The organism is Chryseobacterium flavum (assembly GCF_003385595.1).
GTDB classification, from domain to species: Bacteria; Bacteroidota; Bacteroidia; order Flavobacteriales; family Weeksellaceae; genus Chryseobacterium; species Chryseobacterium flavum.
In genome coordinates this window covers 41,304-60,964 of the sequence record NZ_QNUE01000014.1, presented here as the reverse complement: position 1 = coordinate 60,964, position 19,661 = coordinate 41,304, and the positions used below count along the sequence as shown (strand labels likewise).

The window sequence follows — 19,661 nt, the reverse complement described above, 5'->3', positions numbered from 1 at the left end:
TATAACAATTTACCAATATAACAATCATTGGTACATTGCTAGACTGATACATTGTTAAATTGAAAGATTATGGACTTAGAAAAATTTGTTCAATACGTTCACGAAGAAAATAAAGTGGAACCCAAAGATGTAATGCCTGATGATTACAGGAAATTATTGGTTCGTCAGATTTCGCAACACGCCCATTCTGAAATCGTAGGAATGCTCCCGGAAGCCAACTGGATTTCCAGAGCTCCTTCGTTAAGAAGAAAAATGGCCCTTTTGGCAAAAGTTCAGGATGAGGCCGGTCATGGTTTATACCTTTACTCTGCAACAGAAACTTTAGGAGATGGAAGCATCAGAGCAGACAGAGATGCTACTTATGAAGATATGCTGGAAGGAAAAGCAAAGTACTCAAGTATTTTCAATTATCCTACCCTAAGCTGGGCAGATATCGGAGCAATCGGATGGCTGGTAGACGGAGCTGCCATTATGAACCAGGTAATGTTGATGGGGAACTCTTATGGCCCTTATTCAAGAGCGATGGTAAAGATCTGTAAAGAAGAATCTTTCCACCAGAGACAGGGATATGAGATTTTAATGGCACTTTGCCGAGGAACGAAACAGCAGAAAGAAATGGCTCAGGCAGCCTTAAACCGTTTCTGGTGGCCGGCTTTAATGATGTTCGGACCTAACGATGACAGTTCTCCAAACTCTAAAATCTCTATGAATTACAGGGTGAAAAGAGAAAGTAATGACAGCCTTCGTCAAAGATTTATTGATGTTACCGTTCCTCAGGCTGAATTCTTAGGATTAACTATTCCAGACGAAGATTTAAAATGGAATGAGGAAAGACAGCATTATGATTTCGGAGAACTTCCCTGGGATGAATTCATGGAAATATTAAAAGGAAACGGACCCTGCAACAAAAAACGTATTGAAACAAAGAGAAGAGCTCAGAGAGAAAATGCGTGGGTAAAAGAAGCTGCAGCAGCTTTTGCTGAGAAACAACAAAAAGAAGTAATATAATAATGTAACAGTATACCAATGTAGAAATGTAACCATCATTGTCATGCTGAGCTTGTCAAAGCATCTCATTGTTAAACCGGTACATTGATACATTGTTAAATTAATTTGACTATGGCAAATTTAGATATGTGGGAAGTGTTTATTCAGACTAAACCGGGATTATCTCACAAACACGTTGGAATTGTACAGGCACCAACAGCAGAAATGGCTTTGCAGAACGCAAGAGACGTTTATACAAGAAGAAAAGAGGGGACTTCTGTTTGGGTTGTTCCTAGCAAATATATTGTGACTTCGGAAGGTGTAGATAAAGAAGCGTTCTTTGATCCGGCTGATGATAAACTATACCGTCACCCGACTTTCTACGAGATTCCTAACGACGTAAAAAATATGTAAAACAGCTATTGGCTGTTAGCTGCCGGCAATTTGCCAAAAGCTATATGCCAAAAAGCCAAAAGCTAAAACAATGAACCCATTATATAATTATTTATTAAAACTAGCAGACGACAGTTTCATTATGGGGCAGCGCTTGTCTGAATGGTGTGGAGAAGGTCCTTATCTTGAGGAAGATATTGCATTGACGAATATTGCGTTGGATGAACTGGGACAGGCGAATAACTTTTATGTGTACGCTTCAAGAGTGATTGATAACGGTAAAAGTGAAGATGATATTGCGTTTTTAAGATACGAGCACGAATATCTGAATGCGCACTGGGTAGAACTTCCCAATGAAGACTATGCACAAACGATTCTGAAAGTTTATGTTTTTGCAGTATATCAGAAACTGATGTATGAAGCATTATCGAATTCTGCTAATGAAGAGTTGGCCGCCATTGCTCAAAAATCATTAAAAGAAGTAAGATATCACTATACTCATGCTGCATCCTGGATGAAAATTTTTGCTCAGGGAACAGAAGAAAGTAAGTCCCGTTTGGTAAAAGCTGTTGAGAATATCTGGGAATATACGAAAGGCCTTTTTGCTAAAACAGAAGGTGAAGAAGATCTGGTTGCTTTAAATATTGCTCCGGATGCAGATGTCCTTTATGAAGAATTTCTTGCTGTTACAAAAAAAGATTTTGCGGATTTCGGATTAGAATATCCTGAAAACCCTTTCATGCAGCCAAAATCAAGAACAGGATATCATACAGAGTATTTCGGATATATCCTTTGTGAGCTTCAGTATATGCAGAGAGCGTATCCGGGGTGTACATGGTAGGAGGTTGCAATTTTGAAAAAGAAATATTTTAAAGTACTGATAATAGTATTGATTATTTTAATCCCAATATTTTACTTTGGAATAATCAATACACAGGTTAGTTTAAAGTACGAAACCAGTATTCTTGGAGATTGTGTTTCACAGATAACGGGAAGAAATTTATGTAAGGATATAGAACGAGGAAAAGTATTAATTGTCATTGATATTATTGTGATTGTTCTTTTAATGTTGTTTAGAAAAAAAATAATAAGAGGTTGAGAAATCCTTTAGAGATATTAGAATTAATTCCGGATCCGGAAATTCCGGTAATCAATATTGTGGAATTAGGAATTGTAAGAGATGCGCAGATCACAGGTGAAAACACTTGTGAAGTAATCATTACACCAACTTATTCTGCCTGTCCTGCCATGTTTACTATTGAGGAGGATATTATCAAAATGATGAAAGAAAACGGATGGGATGCCAAAGTAGTGACCAAGATGTTTCCGATCTGGACCACAGATTGGTTAACCGATGAAGCGAGAGAAAAACTCCGTGCTTACGGAATCACACCTCCCGAAAAAGGAGCAGACGAACACCATATCGGGAAACCGAAAAAATGTCCGCGTTGCGGTTCTGAACATACCAAACAGGTAAGCAGGTTCGGGTCTACTTTGTGTAAGGCGTCTTACCAATGCTTAGACTGTCTGGAGCCCTTTGACTATTTTAAATGTCACTAAACTAATAAAGTATAAGCGCAGCAATTTGTTCAGCATTACATTACATTTATTGTATTGTTACACTGTAGATTGTTACATTATAACTAATTTAGTGAAATCATAAAAAATTAAACTATGTACACACAACTCGATATTGAATCGCATTTTGACGGGAAGCTTAAAATAGCATTTCTTAATCAGCCGGAAACTATGAATGCCCTTACAAAGCCGGCTTTGGCAGATCTTAGAGATTTTGTTAAAGAATGCAGCGAAGATGAAACAGTAAGATGCGTTGCAATCTCCGGAAGAGGAAGAGCGTTCTGCTCAGGTCAGAATCTGGATGAGGCCTTTGCGGTAGGTAAAGAGCACCATGACCAGGACATCATCAGAAAAATTGTGGTAGACTACTACAATCCGTTGGTAATGGAAGTTACCCGCTGCAAAAAACCGGTTATTGCTTTAGTAAACGGTCCTGCAGTAGGAGCTGGAGCGATGCTGGCTTTGATCTCTGATTTCGTTTTAGCAAATGAAAAAGCATATTTTGCTCAGGCATTTTCAAATATCGGTTTGATTCCTGATACAGGAGGGACTTATTTCCTGCCGAAGCTTTTAGGTAGACAATTAGCCAATTATTTAGCATTTACAGGTAAAAAATTATCTGCAGAAGAATCTAAAGCTTATGGCCTTGTAGCGGAAGTTTTCAGTGAGGAAGAATTTGTTCCAAAATCAATGGAAATCCTTGAAAGAATGGCAAACATGCCGACAGCAGCCATCAAGCTTACGAAAAAAGCATTTGCCAGTTCTTATAACAATACCTTGAAAGAACAGCTTGAACTGGAAGGAGATCTTCAGCAGGAAGCTGCAGAAACAGAAGACTTCATCGAGGGCGTAAACGCCTTCTTACAAAAAAGAAAACCTAATTATAAAGGAAAATAAAAACTAATATAGCAATGTACCAATGTAGCAGTTTATCAATGAGATGCTTCGACAAGATTAGCATGACAATGATTGTTACATTGTTACATTGATACACTGTTACATTATGAAATATGTAGGAATTATCGGTGCCGGAACAATGGGAATCGGCATTGCACAGGTAGCCGCAACGAACGGATGCAAAGTATGGGTGTATGACGCCAACGCAAAACAAGTAGAAACGGCCACGGTAGGTTTGGAAAAAACATTGACCAAACTGGTGGATAAACAAAAAATTTCAGCGGAGAAAATGACTGAAATTTTAGCCAACATTTCCATTGCTACAGAACTGAAAGATTTCAAAGATTGTGAGCTGATTATTGAAGCCATTATCGAAAACAAAGAGATCAAGACAAAAGTGTTTACAGAGCTTGAAAATTATGTTTCAGAAAGCTGTATTCTTAGTTCCAATACCTCATCTATCTCTATCACCTCTCTGGGTGCAGAACTAAAGAAACCGGAGCGTTTCATCGGAATTCACTTTTTCAATCCGGCTCCGTTGATGCCTTTAGTGGAAGTTATTCCATCTTTATTAACAGAAAATACATTAGCAGAAAAAATCTACAACCTCATGAAAGAATGGGGGAAGACTCCTGTTATTGCCAAAGATATTCCCGGATTCATCGTCAACAGAATTGCCAGACCTTATTATGGGGAAGGACTTAGAATTGTTGAAGAAAATATTGCAACACCGGAACAGGTAGATGATGCCATGAAAACTTTAGGAAACTTCAAAATGGGACCTTTCGAATTGATGGATCTTATTGGGGTTGATGTAAACTTTGCCGTAACAACTACCGTTTACAAAGATTATTTCTACGATCCGAAATACAAACCATCATTACTTCAGCAAAGGATGTCTGAAGCCAGACTTCACGGCAGAAAGACAGGAAAAGGTTTCTACGATTACAGCGAAGGAGCAGAAAAACCTGTTGCTCAGAAAGACGATGCTTTATACCAGCAGATCTTTTTAAGAATCATTTCCATGTTGATCAATGAGGCTGTTGAAGCGAAAAGATTAGGAGTAGCCAATGACGAAGATATTGAGTTGGCCATGCAGAAAGGCGTCAACTATCCGAAAGGATTATTAAGCTGGGGGAAAGAAATCGGGTATGCAAAAATCTCCGAAACCCTTCAGAACCTTTACGAAGAATATCAGGAAGAAAGATACAGGCAAAGTCCTTTACTCCGTAAATTATAAAGAATGTACCAATGTATCAATATACCAATCACTTTGTAAAGATTGGTAAACTGATAGATTGTTAAATTGTTACATTAAAAATAAATGAATATAGATGAATTCAGGGCAGAGCTGGAAACCAGGCTTTTAATTGAGAAACAATATTTAATTCAGGAAGCCTCCTCTATTGATGAGCAGGAAAGGCTTGAGTTACTCGGAAAGTTTAATGAAAAATATAAAGAGCTGATCAAAAGATTAGCCAACGAAAATGGAATTGCTTTAAACGCATCCTATCCCTCTGAAAATTCATCAGATTCAGAAAGTCTTTCATATGAACAGATCATTTTGGGAAAAACAATGAATGTTTATGACAGATTATCCGATGGGCTGTATGAAGAAATAACAAACATATAATTAATAGAAATGAATCCAAGACAAGTAGCAGATTATATGTTCAATCAGGATTATTTTTCCCAGTGGATGAATATCAAGATGATTGAAGTAAAAGAAAATTACTGTTTACTGGAAATGCCAATCAAGAAAGATATGCTGAACGGCCTTAAAACAGTTCATGGCGGTGTTACCTTTGCGTTTGCAGACTCAGCACTGGCATTTTCTTCCAACAATACCGGAGATGCCGCTGTAGCATTGAACTGTATTATCAATTTCACGAAAGCAGGAAAAGAAGGTGATGTTTTCAGAGCAGAAAGTGTTTTGGTCAATGATACGAGAAAAACTGCGGTTTATGATATTCAGATTACCAACCAAAATAAGGAGCTGATTGCAAAATTTGTAGGGACAGTCTACAAAATCGGGAAAAAAGTAACAGAATTATAAATACGCTATAAGCTTCAGGCAATAGGCAGTAAGCTTTTTTTGAAGCTGGTAAAGCCTACTGTATATAGCTTATAGCCTAAAGAAAAAAATTATGAACAACGTATACATCATAGACTATGTCAGAACTCCCATCTCAAAATTACAGGGAGGATTATCAGAAGTAAGAGCTGATGATTTAGCAGCTATTGTTATCAAAGAAGTAGTAGCAAGAAATCCTGAAGTTCCTGTGGAGGAAATTGAAGATGTTATTTTCGGCTGTGCCAACCAGGCGGGTGAAGATAACAGAAACGTTGCAAGAATGGGCCTTTTATTAGCTGGCCTTCCTTATAAAATCGGAGGAGAGACCGTCAACAGATTATGTGCTTCAGGGATGTCTGCTGTAGCGAATGCATTCCGCTCTATTGCAGCCGGAGAAGGAGAGATTTATATTGCCGGAGGAGTAGAGCATATGACACGTTCTCCTTATGTAATGTCAAAACCAAGTGCTGCTTTCGGAAGAGACAGTCAGATGTTTGATACTACTTTCGGGTGGCGTTTCATTAATCCTAAAATGAAAGAGATGTATGGCGTTGACGGAATGGGGGAAACTGCTGAAAACTTAGCTGACATCCACCAGATCAACAGAGAGGATCAGGATAAATTTGCGCTTTGGTCTCAGCAGAAAGCAACAAAAGCTCAGGAAAGCGGAAGACTGGCGGAAGAAATTGTAAAAGTTGAAATTCCTCAGAGGAAAGGAGATCCTGTCATTTTTGAAAAAGATGAATTTATTAAACCTTCCTCTTCAATGGAAGGTCTGGCAAAACTTCGTCCGGCATTCAGAAAAGAAGGAACAGTAACTGCCGGAAATGCTTCAGGAATGAATGATGGTGCGGCAGCTCTGATTCTTGCAAGTGAAGAAGCAGTGAAAAAATATGGACTGAAACCAAAAGCTAAAATTTTAGGATCATCTGTAGCAGGGGTAGAGCCGAGAATTATGGGAATAGGACCGGTAGAGGCAACTCAAAAACTATTGAAAAGATTAAATCTTTCATTGGACGATATGGATATTATTGAGCTTAATGAAGCTTTTGCTGCTCAGGCTTTAGCAGTAACAAGAACTTTAGGGTTGAAAGATGACGATGCAAGAATAAACCCAAATGGCGGAGCAATTGCAATAGGGCATCCTCTTGGAGTTTCAGGAGCAAGAATTGTAGGTTCTGCTGCCATGGAACTTCAGAAGCAGGATAAAAAATATGCATTGTGTACTCTTTGTATCGGTGTCGGACAAGGATATGCAATGGTGATTGAAAAAGTATAGCTTTTTAAATAATGTAACAATATAACAGTTTATCAATGTAACAATATTGAATCTATTGCTAGACTGTTATATTGTTACATTGGTATATTAAATTAAAATTCTATGAACATCTACTCATACCACGGGATTCGTCCCATTATAAAGTCATCTGCTTACATTCATCCGCAGGCAGTCATTATCGGAAACGTAGAAATTGGTGAAGAAGTATATATTGGCCCCAATGCGGTAATTCGTGGTGACTGGGGAAAAATTATCATTAAAGACGGAGCCAATGTACAGGAAAATTGTACTCTTCATGTTTTTCCGAATATAGAAACCATATTGGAAGAATCTGCACATATAGGACATGGGGCAATTATTCATTCGGGTCACATTGGAAAAAATTGTTTGATTGGAATGAATTCCGTTGTGATGGATAAGGCATATATTGGTGATGAAAGTATTGTAGGAGCTTTGGCCTTTGTTCCTGCCAACTTTAGATGTGAGCCAAGAAAGCTTATTGTAGGAAGTCCTGCAAAAGTTATCCGTGAAGTTTCTGATGAGATGATTCACTGGAAAACTGAAGGTACAAAATTGTACCAGGAACTGGCAAGGGAAGGAAAGAAAGCGATCCTTCCTTGTGAGCCATTTACAGAATATGTAGAGCAAACCCCTACCAAAATTGTGGATTACAGTATCTGGGATGATATAAAATAATGACCATTACAAATAAATATGATTAAAAAAATTGTACTTGCATGCAGCATAATGTTTTTGGTTAACTGTACACTATCAGCACAGACGATTACTGCAAAACCGCTTACAATAGGAGAGGTGAGGACAATTAAGTCCAAAACATTAAATGAAGACAGAACGCTGAATATTTATCTTCCACAGGGATATGATAAAACAAAATCATATCCGGTGATCTATCTTTTGGATGGAAGTATGAATGAAGATTTTATTCATGTTTCAGGATTAGTTCAGTTTTTTAATCTGATGTATGCAATGCCGGAAACTATGGTGGTAGGAATTGCTAATACAGACCGGAAGAGGGACTTTACTTTTCACACCGATTTAAAGGATTTACAGAAAGATTATCCTACCACAGGACATTCTGATAAATTTATTACTTTTCTTGAAAAAGAATTAAAACCTTATGTTGAGAGTCAGTTTAAAACGACAGACAAATATCTGTTTGGACAATCTCTTGGTGGACTTGTAGCAACTGAAATACTGCTGAAGAAACCTGATATGTTCAACAACTATTTTATCATCAGCCCTAGTTTATGGTGGGATGATGAAAGCCTTTTAAAACAGGCTCCACAATTACTTTCAAAATCTCCGGATACTAAAAAGTTTGTGTACGTGTCTGTAGGAAAAGGAGAACACCCGGTGATGGTAAAAGATGCTGAGACTTTCTATGATGTTTTGAAAAAAGCAGGAAAGAAAAACTGGACATTGGAATATAAAATGATGGAAACAGACAACCATGCGACCATTCTTCACAGAAGTTTATATGAAGGACTGGTGAAAATGTTTCCTTACCAGGAACCCAAGTAAATTGAGGAAGTATAAATGATCCGTCTGCTAAAAACATATTGGTATTGGGTATTGATAGCTTATAGTGCATTCAATTTAGCAGGATATTACTGTGTACGGAGGTCAGCAAATCATCTGGAGGAAGTGGAAAAAGAACATGGTGATCTGGTAAGGTCCCTTGAAGAAAACAGCTTTTATGATCTCATTATAAACATTGTTTTTTTTCTGGATATTTTATTCACTGCTATTTTGATATGCTGGCTGATCCAAAGATGGATAAAAAAATAAATAAGATAAATATAAAAATGGAAAAACTAAAAAACTATATTCACGGACAATGGGTTGAAGGAACCGGAAATGGAATTCCTTTATACAATGCCGTTACAGGAGAGCAGGTAGCTGTTTCCGATACGGAAGGACTGAATTTTGAGCAGGCTCTTGATTACGGAAGAACTGTAGGATATAAAAATCTATCTTCAATGACTTTCTACGACCGGGGAGAAATGTTGAAGAAAGTAGCACTTTACCTACTGGAAAGAAAGAAAAAATACTACGAATTATCATACAAAACAGGAGCTACCCATGTGGATTCGTGGGTGGATATCGAGGGAGGTTTCGGAACTTTCTTCACGTATTCCGGATTGGCAAAAAGAATGCTTCCGAATACTCCGTTCTGGGTAGATGGAGATACACAGAAAATCTCTGCAAACGGGACACATTTGGGAACCCATATTTTAACACCAAGTGAAGGCGTTTCCATACAAATCAACGCTTATAATTTTCCGGTATGGGGAATGCTGGAAAAGCTTTCCACTTCTTTGCTGGCAGGTGTTCCTTCCATTGTAAAACCATCTCCTTTCGGGTCTTACCTTACCAATGCGGTGTTCCAGGATATGATTGAAAGTGGAGTATTGCCTGAAGGTGCTGTTCAGTTAATTTGTGGTGAACCGGGAAATATTTTAGATTATGTTCAGGATGGAGATTCTGTATTGTTTACAGGTTCGGCTCATACAGGAAGAAAACTAAAATCTCTTCCTTCTATTGCCGGAAATGCAGTTCGTTTCAACATGGAAGCAGATTCTTTGAACTGTTCTATCCTTGGGCTGGAAGCAAAGCCGGGAACACCTGAATTCGACTTATTCATCAAGGAAGTTCGTAACGAGATGACCACAAAAGCCGGGCAGAAATGTACGGCAATCAGAAGAATTATCGTTCCTGAGCACTTAATTGGTGATGTTCAGAATGCTTTGTCTAAAGCTTTGGATCAAACCAAGATAGGAAACCCATTAAGCAGAGAAACCAGAATGGGATCGTTGGTGGGAAGGCAGCAGTACGAAGAAGTTCTGAGAAAAGTGAACCTATTAAAATCAGAAACAGAACTTGTCTATGACGGAAAACACGAACTGGTAGATGCCAACTATGAAAACGGAGCATTTATGAGTCCGAAGTTATTCCTGAATGACAAGCCTTTCGAAAAGAATATCTCTCACGATGTGGAAGCTTTCGGACCGGTATCTACCTTAATGCCGTATAAAGATGCTGAAGAAGCAGCTGCACTGGCAAAAAGAGGAAAAGGAAGCCTGGTAGGATCTATCGTTTCTCATGATGAAAACTTTATCGCTGAAACTTCATGGAAAATGGCTTCCCAGCATGGAAGAATCTTTGTCCTGAACAGAGATAACGCCAAGGAAAGTACAGGTCACGGTTCTCCACTTCCGACTTTAATGCACGGAGGTCCTGGCAGAGCAGGTGGAGGTGAGGAAATGGGCGGACTAAGCGGTCTTCATTTCTTCTTACAGAAAACTGCCATTCAAGGGTCGCCGGATGTATTGAAAGCAATTACTAAGATCTACCAGCAGGGAGCAGAGAAAAGATTCTCAGACAAACATCCTTTCCAGAAATATTTTGAGGAAGTAGAAGTGGGAGATTCTCTGGAAACAGCAGGAAGAACAGTTACTGAAGCGGATATTGTAAACTTTTCCAATGTTTCTTGGGATCATTTCTATGCCCATACTGATGCAACAAGTTTAACAGGAACGATCTTCGATAAAACTGTAGCTCATGGATATTTTATCCTTTCAGCAGCGGCCGGATTATTTGTTTCAGGCAAAAAAGGACCTGTTATTGCCAACTATGGATTGGAAGACTGCAGTTTTTTCAAGCCTGTATATGCCGGAGATACCATTACAGTTTATTTAACAGCAAAAGAAAAAATCAACAGGGGAGTAAAAGGAAGAAACATTCCTTCAGGTGTTGTAAAATGGCTGGTTGAAGTAGTGAACCAGAGAGATGAGGTGGTTTGCGTGGCAACAATCCTGACATTGGTAGCAAAACAATCTCCTTTCATTGATCTGAATGTTAAAAATGTTCAGAAAATATTGAATGGATTAACAGAAAGCACTCCTGCACTTTGGGGAAAAATGTCTCCACAGCAGATGATAGAACATCTTGAACAGGCTGTATTGGTAAGTTTTGGAGAGCCTGAAGCAGAGCAGTGTTTTACCCCTGAAGAACATTTAGAAAAATGGCAGGACTCTCTTTATAACCACAGAGCAATGCCAAAAGAGTTTACAGCTCCGTTCCTTCCGCAGAATGGTTCGCTTCCTGAACTTACCCACAAAAACCTGGAAGCTGCAAAACAATCATTCGTGGATAACCTGAAAAAGTTTGTGATCTATTATAAAGAAAATCCACAGGCAGAACATATGAATTATGTATTCGGAAAACTGAATAAAGAAATGTGGGAATTGATGCACAGAAAGCATTTTACTCACCACTTCCAGCAGTTTGGATTGATTTAATTTAAAATAATAATAAAATTTCCCCTTCAGGTTAGTACCGAAGGGGGATTTTATTTGCAGAAAATACTTAAATTCATACATATTCTTTACATCATGGATTTTTTTAAAATTTTCTTTCTAGCTCTGCCAGCTTTACTTCTTTTTTCTTGTTCAGGAAATCCAAAACATGATAAAGAAGGTTATTTTTCTGAAGAGAAGTTTGTTGATAGTCTGAATGCTGGAACAAAAGGAAAAACTAAAGTTGAATTTGAGAAATTCAGGTATACAGTTAACGGTGATGTATTTGTATCAATTAATTTTTATAAGTCGGAAAAGAAATGGATAAAAGGTGAGAAAACAGATCTTGACATCTGGAGGCTTACAAACAGCTTTAAATTTGATAAAGATGGAATATCTGGTATGGATGTTCAAATCGGTGATTTCAATAACGACGGATTTAATGATATAACCTATCAAAGTGGTATCGCTGCAAGAGGAGGAAATATAGTAATGACATTATTCGTTTATGATCCTCATAATAAAGATTTCATCCACATTAAAAATTCTGAATCTTATCCGAACTTAACTTATAATGCAAAATTAAATTGCATTAACTCACTGATTTTAACAGGCTCTACAATAACATCCTTTCTTAAAATCAGAAAAGACTCTCTACAAGAATTTGCCAGAATTGATGTTTCCGATAAAATAGTGGTGCAAGAAAAAGATTCTACAGGTAAGTTTAAAACTATTGAAGAAAAACCATTCAAAGGAAATGATGAAGACTTTTATAAAACTTTCAGAAACTACAAACCCTTAGAATATTAGAGAATTTATTTTACGTAATCTTAATGATCATAAAGTTAATGATTATTGCCAGAGCATTTTATATGTGCACTCATTAGACTTTTTAACTTAAAACAATTTTATAATCTTTTGTTAAAAAATCCCTTTGTGTTTGATGCTTTGGATTTATTCATTATTTTCAAACTCAATACAAATATAACGCAATGAACGAAAGCTGGATGCAAAAATGGGATAAGGTAAAAGAGATTTTAACATCTCCTGTAGATATTGAAAGTTATTTTACCTCAGCAGAGATTATGAATCAGAAGCTGGAAATAATGGAAATCGGAAATGTTTCCCTGCCATCCGGAAAAGTAATCGTGAGAGATCCTCTTGTATATCTGAATGCGGATGAAAAGCCCTATTTTGTAGATGTTCCGAAAGGAGATTTTCCTGTGATGATTGCTGTAGTCCAATCAGAAGAATGGGGGGATCGGTATGCAGCAGTGAAAGTAGAATTTACAAAAGAAAAGCCTGTACTTTACCAGGAAGCATTGATCGGGATTGAAAACCTTGAGGGAATCAATGAAGGAGAATATTTCGGTTTTGCAGTAGATGCAGGGTTGGGCTGTATTACAGATCCGGAAGTTATCCCTTTTGTGGAGAGGTTCCTTTCAGAACTGAATGTTAATAATGTATATGATGATTATTTTGCAGAACTCTTTGTTCAGAGTTACAAAGAAAACCCTAAACATCAGAGGGAACTTGGTGACTGGATCAATTGGAAAGTTCCCCATACGGATTATCATATCCCAATCTTTGCAAGCGGTTTCGGTGATGGGCTGTACCCTGTTTATTTTGCTTATGATAGTCATGGAAAAATTTCTGGACTTTATATTCACTTTATTGATATTGAATTAATGTTATCCGAAGATGAAGACGATGATTCTGAACAGCCCGGATAGTTTTGTTTTTTAATAATAATTGTCATGGATAAAACTTTTGCGGATCGTGTTATTGAGTTTAATAAAAATCTTAGCTATAGGGGAAATCTTCCCAAGGGTTTTGAGGTTTTGAATCCATATCTGGATAATCCGGAAACGATAACGGTTATGCAGAAGTTTTATCACAAATACTATGATGACTCTAACAATAGAAAATTCATTATAGGGATTAATCCCAGCCGCCATGGAGCAGGGGTTACAGGGGTTCCATTTACGGATACAAAAAGGCTGGAAAGCATCTGTGGAATAACAATGAGCTCAGCCCGTACTCATGAAGTTTCTTCAGTATTTATGTATGATATGATAGCAGACTATGGAGGGGTGGATCTCTTTTACAAAGATATTTATATCAATTCTCCTTTTCCACTGGCCATTGTAAGAAAAACAAAAAATGGATGGCTTAATGCAAATTATTATGATGACAAGGAACTGTTTGAAGCCGTAAAAAATTTTATGATAGAGTCATTAAAACAGCATGTCGGCCTGAATCTGGATACTTCAGAAGTATTTATTCTCGGTAAAAAGAATGCAGAATTTATTTCAAAACTTAATAAGGAAGCGAAGTTATTTGAAAAGATGACTGTTCTGGAGCACCCCAGATATATTCAGCAATATAAATCAAAAGACCGGCAGCTGTTTATTGATAAATATATTCTGGCTTTGAAAAAATAAAAATCCCCTGATCAGGTTCAGGAGATTATCATTCATGTATTAGAATCTTTATCGGGAGTGATTGTTGTAGAGATATTAATTTTTAATAACCTTTGTAGTTTCATTAAGGTTTTTAATCAGGTAGAGACCTTTAGGAAGTTCTGTAATATTAACTTCAGTAATTCCTTTTTTTATTTCCAGTGATTTTATTTTTTTTCCATCGGTACTGTACATTTCAGCATTTGTTGATTTTTCTGCCTGGATCGAGAATGATCCGGTAGTGGGATTTGGATAAATACTGATGCCTTTATGAATATTTTGGGTTTCTTCTGAGCTCAGTACAATATTGCTGTCTTTTACCCAGGTAAAAGCATCAAAACCGACATATCTGAATTCTCCTCCTGCAGTAATTTGAAGTTCATCAATGATGATATTGGTATAATTCTGTCCGTTTAAGTTGGAAAGATCAATCAGTGTATATCCGTTAGTTGTACCTAATTGCGTTGCAAAACCTGACGTTTTTGTTTGTGTAAATTTGGTCACTCCACTCAGTTTCCCGGTTACTGTAAGCGTACCAGCTGCATTAAGATCCAGATTTAATTTTGAAAGATACATCCAGAACCTGTTTACCTTAAAAAGATTAGAGGTTGTTTTAATGCTGAAAGAAGGAGGAAACCCGCTGTTATTTGAGTTGTCGATATACCTGTTGTCATTGGCTGTTCCGCTCCAGCCTGTTCCTGGAAAATTCCCCTGAATATCAAAGACACTCACATGAGAAATGATATTAAAAGTGACTCCATTGTCTGTAAAGCTTGCATTTCCATGTGATTCTGTTTCGAATGTTTCTGTGCTCGTCTGCCCGAATAAAATGGGTGATATAAGTAAAACACAGATCATAAAAAAGATATTTTTTTTCATGATGATTTTTTTATACTGATTAGCTTTTCGGAGGATAAATTCCTTCTGTACAGATGATATAGTTTAACCCCAGATAAGGAGGCATGTTATCAATTGGCAGATTTTGCCCCGTAAATGAAATAGAAAGACTGTTAATTGTAGTTTCAGGATCAGCATTAACAAAACTCGGTACAGCATTAAAATCCCTGCCTACCTGTGTCCCTGAAATTGCAATAGAAGATGTGGCTGTGGGAATGGATGAGGTTGCATTCTGATTGGCTACCTTCAAATGAAAGCCACTCCCAACACTCGGCAGGTTGTGCGCAAGAATCGTTGTATGGTCAGATCCAGCTGCACCTCCCAGCGGATAAGATGTATTCACATTCACATTTCCGGCTCCTATTGCCAAGCGCCCCTTTAAGTCTGGAAGAGCAAAAGTTGTGATGCCATCTCCGCCATACGTGGTTCCTAAAATTGAAAATAGGGCAGAGTTGCTTGAAATTGCCAATATACTTCCATCACAAAACATCCAGCCTCTTGGTGCAAAATTACCGGCAAACAATTTGATTATTCCAATGTATTCTTCCATAATATATTCTTAGTGATTAAATTTTCCTGTCCTGTTGTTTTGTTTTTCGGTATCTTCCGTTTGAATAGTTTGTGAGTTCAAAGGAACGGGATATTATGATGAATGGCTAGAGTACAAAGTACCAAATAACCGCTTACGTATTTATACGGAGTTTTAATCAGCAATGCACTGTTTTCTTAGACTATATGAATACCATAAATTAATCCTAATTATATTGTTTATATTTTTTATAAGAACCCTGTAATTAGTATTTTTGTAAGAATCCAATTAAAATAAAAATGAACGAATTTGTAGTATCTGAAATTAAAAACAATATTGCCGAAATTACATTCGGAACTCCAAAAAGTAATTCTCTTCCGGGAATTATTCTTGAAAAGCTGGCACAGACTATTTTAGAAGAAGGAGCTAAAGATGAGGTAAAAGCTATCCTGGTAAGAAGCCATGGTGAAAAGGCATTTTGTGCCGGAGCAAGTTTTGATGAACTTCTGGCCATTGAAGAGCTTGACACTTCCACAAAATTTTTCGGAGGCTTTGCCAAAGTTTTAAATGCCATGAGAAATTGTGGTAAGATTGTAGTGGTAAGAGTTCAGGGAAAAACTACAGGTGGAGGAGTTGGCATTGCATGTGGAGCAGATTATTGTTTTGCTACAAAAGATTCAGCATTAGCACTTACGGAAATTAATTTAGGAATTGGCCCTTTTGTTATTGGTCCATATGTAGAAAGAAAAATAGGTAAATCCCAGTTTTCTGCGATGGCCATAGATGCTGATTTCAGATCTGCTGAATGGGCAGAACAACATAATATTTACCACTCTGTTTCAGATACTATTCAGGAAATGGATGAAAAACTGGAAAAATTCTTGCAGACACTGGCATCAAGAAGCAGTGATGCTTTAGCGCTGATCAAAAAAGTTTCATGGGAAGGAACAGATCATTTCAATGAATTAATGCCTGCCCGGATTCATATGAGTGCCAGCCTGATTCTGGAAGATTCTGCCAAGAAAAATATTGGGGCAATAAAAGAAAAATTGAGAGCAAAATAATTATTATTCCTATAACCAATAAGGACCGTTAAATAAGATCAACGGTTCTTTTATATTTTGTATCAATTTTTTTTTGAAAAAATTTGGGAATTGATAAATTTTTATAACTTTGTATTTCAAAGTTCTTTTTATGGAATCAAAAAACTATCACGAAGACTTATCCCATATCCGTTCTATGATGGAACGGTCTTCCAGATTTATTTCTTTAAGCGGTTTATCTGGGGTAGTTGCCGGATTAACAGCAATTATTGGAGCTGTGTATGTATATTTTGTTTTTCAGAGGGAAGGAATCAGTTATTTTGATGGAGACAGAAATATTTTAGGCTCTGCTCTGGTTAAAGAGCTTGTCTTCATTGGAATTGTTATTCTGATAGTTGCAATCCTTAGCGGGTATATTTTTACCGCCAATAAAAGTAAAAGGAAAGGCTTAAAAATCTGGGATGCCACTACAAAGCGGCTTTTGATTACCTTTGCAGTTCCTTTGGTGACAGGGGGAGTTTTTTGTCTCGCACTTCTTTATCACCATCTTTTCGTTTTCATTGCTCCGGCTACCCTTATTTTTTATGGACTAGCACTGGTGGCAGCGGAACGCTATACGTTAACAGATGTAAAGTATTTAGGATATCTTGAGATTATTTTAGGTCTTATTTCTCTGTTTGTTTTAGGTTGGGGATTAGTCTTTTGGGCCATTGGTTTCGGAGTTCTGCATATTGTTTATGGATTGATTATGCATAAGAAGTATAAATAATGGAAATGGAGTTATGAGCTAACAATGAAAATTGAATCAGTAAATATCCATAAATATCGCCTTTAGGCTATTTCAGTATAAATAAGATAAAGTAAAATGATCAAAATCAACCAACTCAATAAAGAATTTGAAAGCCGGGTAAGATTGGGCATTATGTCTGTTCTTATGGTTAACGACTGGGTTGATTTTTCTGAAATGAAAGCATTGCTTGAAATTACAGACGGAAATCTTGCCAGCCACAGCAATGCACTTGAAAAAGCAGGATATATCGAGGTTAAAAAAGAATTTGTAGGAAAGAAGCCTAAAACCTCCTACCGTGTAACCCAAAGTGGGAGAGAAGCGTTTACTGAACATTTAAATACTCTTGAAAAATTACTGGGACGATAGGTCCTGTATTTTTTTGAAAATTAACTTTGAATTACAAAGTACTTTATGAATTAAAAATTAAATAAAATGATAACAAAAAAGCAAAAAACACTCGCAATTTATGCCCTTCCATTGGCAGTGCTGACAATTCCTTTGATGGGAAATCTGTTTTCTAAAGAAGTAAACTGGTCTGTTTCAGATTTTCTGATAGCAGGAACATTACTTTTTACAATTGCTTTTATGATCAATCTGGTTAGAAGTAAAATCAAAAAACAAAGCCATAGGATTTTGATATACATTTTTATTTTGCTGACTCTTGCATTGATCTGGATTGAACTGGCGGTGGGAATTTTCGGGAGCCCGTTTGCGGGAAGCTAAAGCAGGGTTTAAGATGACAAGAAAAGAATTCATTAAAAGGTTAATGTACCTTTCAGTTGCAGGAGCTTTTCCAGCATTGTATTCGTGGCAGGTAGAACCTTTCTGGGTAGAATTTGTTCAAAAAAAACTTCCTGTAAAGAATCTTCCTGAAGAATTGGAAGGAAAAAAGGTGATGCAGATTTCAGATCTGCATGTGGGAAACCGTTTTGACTGGAACTTCCTGATTGATTCATTTCAGGAGGCAAAAAAATTTAAACCGGAATTTGTAGTGTATACAGGGGATTTTGTCAATAAAGGGACAGCACAGGAACTTATAGATCTCAAACAAGTGATGGAAGCCTGTGTTCTTGGATCTTATGCCACATTCGGTATACTGGGTAATCATGATTATGGGAAAAACTGGAACGATCATAAATGCTCAGATACTGTCCGCCAGACTCTTGAAGACTGTGGAATAACAGTATTGAGAAATGAACAGAAAGAAAGCCGGGGCTTAAACTTTATAGGATTTGAAGATTTGTGGTCATGCAATTTTCATCCATCAGAGGTGATGGCAGATTATGATGCATCAAAGGCTAATATTGTACTCTGCCACAATCCGGATGCATGTGATCTGGACATATGGAATGGATATCAGGGCTGGATTTTAAGCGGACATACACATGGAGGTCAGTGCAGGATTCCCGGTGTTTTCACTCCTGTTCTTCCTGTAAAGAATAAAAAATACATTTCAGGGGAAATAGATCTTGAAGATGGGAGAATGCTTTATATCAACCGGGCAATAGGGCATTCTTTTCAGATAAGGTTTATGGTACGTCCTGAAATCACTGTGTTTACACTAACAAAAACTTAAATATTATGAAAGATCAAAACATCTTACATCTTGGAAAATTTGTTTTCTGGCTGTTTTTTCTGACCGGAAATATCTGTTTTTTCGGATACATGATAACCCGGGAATTCTGGTTTGCCGACTCAGGGTTTGTGCTCGTGACTTATGGAACGGTTTTTAATGTTATCATTCTGTTTCTATTGCTGGGATATGGGACCATTGAAAAAGCTAAGCGTAAAGTATGTTTCCAGTCTGCCGGGATTCTTTTAATCAATATACCATTTGCTGTTCTCTATACCATATTAGGATGGAATATGGTTTTTTAAATAATACATTATGAAAAAAATACGTGTTCAGTTTCTGCTTTTCGTGTATGATAAAACTCAAAAATTGTACAGGAAATACTTTAAAAAGAAAAAAAGACAATGGCAGTTTAATGAAAAACAGCTGCTCGAATTTCAGGAAGATTCTCTTGGAAGAAAATTAGGGGAATTTTACAGGAAGCATGGATTTTCAATGATTCCCAAGATGGAGAATCATGATGTACATCATCTGATCACCGGATGTGGAACCAACTTCGAAGATGAAATAGCGATGCAGTATCTTTTACTGGGAAATGGTAAACTTAATGCCCATCTTCTTGCAGCCATTCTTCTGGGAACAATGATCCTACCTGAATATCTGAAAATTTATATCAGGGCATACCGAAAGGGACAAAATATGAGGGCTTTTTATGAATGGGACTTTGAAGGGTTATTGTGGCAGAATTTTGAACATCTTAAAGACTTTATCCAACAGAAAGATCCGGTAGTTCTTCACTAATGTGAGGCTTAAGAGGATATTAATATTATTTATAACCAT

The 19,661-nt window shown here is 37.1% G+C and carries 25 protein-coding genes; 23 read left to right on the top strand and 2 right to left on the bottom strand.

Annotated features, from left to right (window positions below; translation table 11 throughout):
• Positions 1-69 precede the first annotated feature (69 nt).
• The 16 genes from paaA (at position 70) to DRF59_RS15970 (ending at position 13,971) form a co-directional block, all read left to right on the top strand.
• Positions 70-1,008: a 1,2-phenylacetyl-CoA epoxidase subunit PaaA gene (gene paaA / locus DRF59_RS16050; protein ID WP_115962450.1), complete on the top strand. Its 939-nt coding sequence runs from the start codon at positions 70-72 to the stop codon at positions 1,006-1,008.
• A 111-nt stretch (positions 1,009-1,119) separates the two neighbouring features.
• Positions 1,120-1,401, top strand: a complete 282-nt coding sequence (gene paaB, locus DRF59_RS16045) for a 1,2-phenylacetyl-CoA epoxidase subunit PaaB (RefSeq protein ID WP_002981782.1) — start codon at positions 1,120-1,122, stop codon at positions 1,399-1,401.
• A gap of 70 nt (positions 1,402-1,471) precedes the next feature.
• On the top strand, positions 1,472-2,221 hold the full coding sequence (paaC, locus tag DRF59_RS16040) for a 1,2-phenylacetyl-CoA epoxidase subunit PaaC (RefSeq protein ID WP_115962447.1): 750 nt from the start codon (positions 1,472-1,474) through the stop codon (positions 2,219-2,221).
• Between the two features lie 254 nt (positions 2,222-2,475).
• Positions 2,476-2,940 (top strand): 1,2-phenylacetyl-CoA epoxidase subunit PaaD, encoded by a 465-nt coding sequence (gene paaD / locus DRF59_RS16030; protein WP_115962441.1) that lies wholly within the window; start codon positions 2,476-2,478, stop codon positions 2,938-2,940.
• A 114-nt stretch (positions 2,941-3,054) separates the two neighbouring features.
• A complete protein-coding gene (locus DRF59_RS16025; RefSeq protein WP_115962438.1) occupies positions 3,055-3,855 on the top strand; it encodes an enoyl-CoA hydratase-related protein in 801 nt (266 codons plus the stop codon).
• Between the two features lie 106 nt (positions 3,856-3,961).
• The gene (locus tag DRF59_RS16020) at positions 3,962-5,095 is read left to right on the top strand and encodes a 3-hydroxyacyl-CoA dehydrogenase NAD-binding domain-containing protein (RefSeq protein ID WP_115962435.1); all 1,134 of its coding nucleotides are present in this window, start codon (positions 3,962-3,964) and stop codon (positions 5,093-5,095) included.
• Positions 5,096-5,179: 84 nt separating this feature from the next.
• Positions 5,180-5,488, top strand: a complete 309-nt coding sequence (locus DRF59_RS16015) for a hypothetical protein (RefSeq protein WP_115962432.1) — start codon at positions 5,180-5,182, stop codon at positions 5,486-5,488.
• Positions 5,489-5,497: 9 nt separating this feature from the next.
• On the top strand, positions 5,498-5,911 hold the full coding sequence (locus DRF59_RS16010; protein ID WP_115962429.1) for a PaaI family thioesterase: 414 nt from the start codon (positions 5,498-5,500) through the stop codon (positions 5,909-5,911).
• A 91-nt stretch (positions 5,912-6,002) separates the two neighbouring features.
• Complete coding sequence (pcaF, locus tag DRF59_RS16005; protein WP_115962426.1) at positions 6,003-7,208, top strand: 3-oxoadipyl-CoA thiolase; 1,206 nt, start codon at positions 6,003-6,005, stop codon at positions 7,206-7,208.
• Positions 7,209-7,310: 102 nt separating this feature from the next.
• Positions 7,311-7,904: an acyltransferase gene (locus DRF59_RS16000; RefSeq protein ID WP_115962423.1), complete on the top strand. Its 594-nt coding sequence runs from the start codon at positions 7,311-7,313 to the stop codon at positions 7,902-7,904.
• Between the two features lie 18 nt (positions 7,905-7,922).
• Positions 7,923-8,750, top strand: coding sequence for an alpha/beta hydrolase (locus DRF59_RS15995; RefSeq protein ID WP_115962420.1), 828 nt, complete (start codon positions 7,923-7,925; stop codon positions 8,748-8,750).
• Between the two features lie 15 nt (positions 8,751-8,765).
• Positions 8,766-9,017 (top strand): hypothetical protein, encoded by a 252-nt coding sequence (locus DRF59_RS15990; protein WP_115962417.1) that lies wholly within the window; start codon positions 8,766-8,768, stop codon positions 9,015-9,017.
• Positions 9,018-9,034: 17 nt separating this feature from the next.
• Positions 9,035-11,530 carry a phenylacetic acid degradation bifunctional protein PaaZ gene (gene paaZ / locus DRF59_RS15985; protein WP_115962554.1) on the top strand — a complete coding sequence of 832 codons (2,496 nt, stop codon included), beginning with the start codon at positions 9,035-9,037 and terminating at the stop codon, positions 11,528-11,530.
• Positions 11,531-11,623: 93 nt separating this feature from the next.
• Complete coding sequence (locus DRF59_RS15980; protein ID WP_115962414.1) at positions 11,624-12,337, top strand: XAC2610-related protein; 714 nt, start codon at positions 11,624-11,626, stop codon at positions 12,335-12,337.
• Between the two features lie 182 nt (positions 12,338-12,519).
• Positions 12,520-13,260 carry a DUF4241 domain-containing protein gene (locus DRF59_RS15975; protein ID WP_115962412.1) on the top strand — a complete coding sequence of 247 codons (741 nt, stop codon included), beginning with the start codon at positions 12,520-12,522 and terminating at the stop codon, positions 13,258-13,260.
• Between the two features lie 24 nt (positions 13,261-13,284).
• Positions 13,285-13,971: an SMUG2 DNA glycosylase family protein gene (locus tag DRF59_RS15970; protein WP_115962409.1), complete on the top strand. Its 687-nt coding sequence runs from the start codon at positions 13,285-13,287 to the stop codon at positions 13,969-13,971.
• Positions 13,972-14,046: 75 nt separating this feature from the next.
• On the opposite strand, the gene DRF59_RS15965 is transcribed toward DRF59_RS15970, so the two are convergent.
• The gene (locus DRF59_RS15965) at positions 14,047-14,868 is read right to left on the bottom strand and encodes a T9SS type A sorting domain-containing protein (RefSeq protein ID WP_115962406.1); all 822 of its coding nucleotides are present in this window, start codon (positions 14,866-14,868) and stop codon (positions 14,047-14,049) included.
• A gap of 19 nt (positions 14,869-14,887) precedes the next feature.
• On the bottom strand, positions 14,888-15,436 hold the full coding sequence (locus DRF59_RS15960) for a phage tail protein (protein WP_115962403.1): 549 nt from the start codon (positions 15,434-15,436) through the stop codon (positions 14,888-14,890).
• Between the two features lie 278 nt (positions 15,437-15,714).
• Here DRF59_RS15960 and DRF59_RS15955 point away from each other — a divergent pair, with 278 nt between their 5' ends.
• The 7 genes from DRF59_RS15955 (at position 15,715) to DRF59_RS15925 (ending at position 19,622) form a co-directional block, all read left to right on the top strand.
• Positions 15,715-16,479, top strand: coding sequence for an enoyl-CoA hydratase/isomerase family protein (locus DRF59_RS15955; protein ID WP_115962400.1), 765 nt, complete (start codon positions 15,715-15,717; stop codon positions 16,477-16,479).
• Between the two features lie 130 nt (positions 16,480-16,609).
• On the top strand, positions 16,610-17,227 hold the full coding sequence (locus tag DRF59_RS15950) for a hypothetical protein (protein ID WP_115962397.1): 618 nt from the start codon (positions 16,610-16,612) through the stop codon (positions 17,225-17,227).
• A gap of 96 nt (positions 17,228-17,323) precedes the next feature.
• The gene (locus tag DRF59_RS15945; protein WP_115962394.1) at positions 17,324-17,614 is read left to right on the top strand and encodes a winged helix-turn-helix domain-containing protein; all 291 of its coding nucleotides are present in this window, start codon (positions 17,324-17,326) and stop codon (positions 17,612-17,614) included.
• Positions 17,615-17,680: 66 nt separating this feature from the next.
• On the top strand, positions 17,681-17,971 hold the full coding sequence (locus DRF59_RS15940) for a hypothetical protein (RefSeq protein ID WP_115962391.1): 291 nt from the start codon (positions 17,681-17,683) through the stop codon (positions 17,969-17,971).
• 13 nt (positions 17,972-17,984) lie between these two features.
• Complete coding sequence (locus DRF59_RS15935; protein WP_115962388.1) at positions 17,985-18,824, top strand: metallophosphoesterase; 840 nt, start codon at positions 17,985-17,987, stop codon at positions 18,822-18,824.
• Positions 18,825-18,829: 5 nt separating this feature from the next.
• Entirely contained in the window at positions 18,830-19,126 is a 297-nt protein-coding gene (locus DRF59_RS15930; protein ID WP_115962385.1) for a hypothetical protein, read from the top strand.
• 10 nt (positions 19,127-19,136) lie between these two features.
• On the top strand, positions 19,137-19,622 hold the full coding sequence (locus DRF59_RS15925) for a Coq4 family protein (protein WP_115962382.1): 486 nt from the start codon (positions 19,137-19,139) through the stop codon (positions 19,620-19,622).
• Positions 19,623-19,661 lie beyond the last annotated feature (39 nt).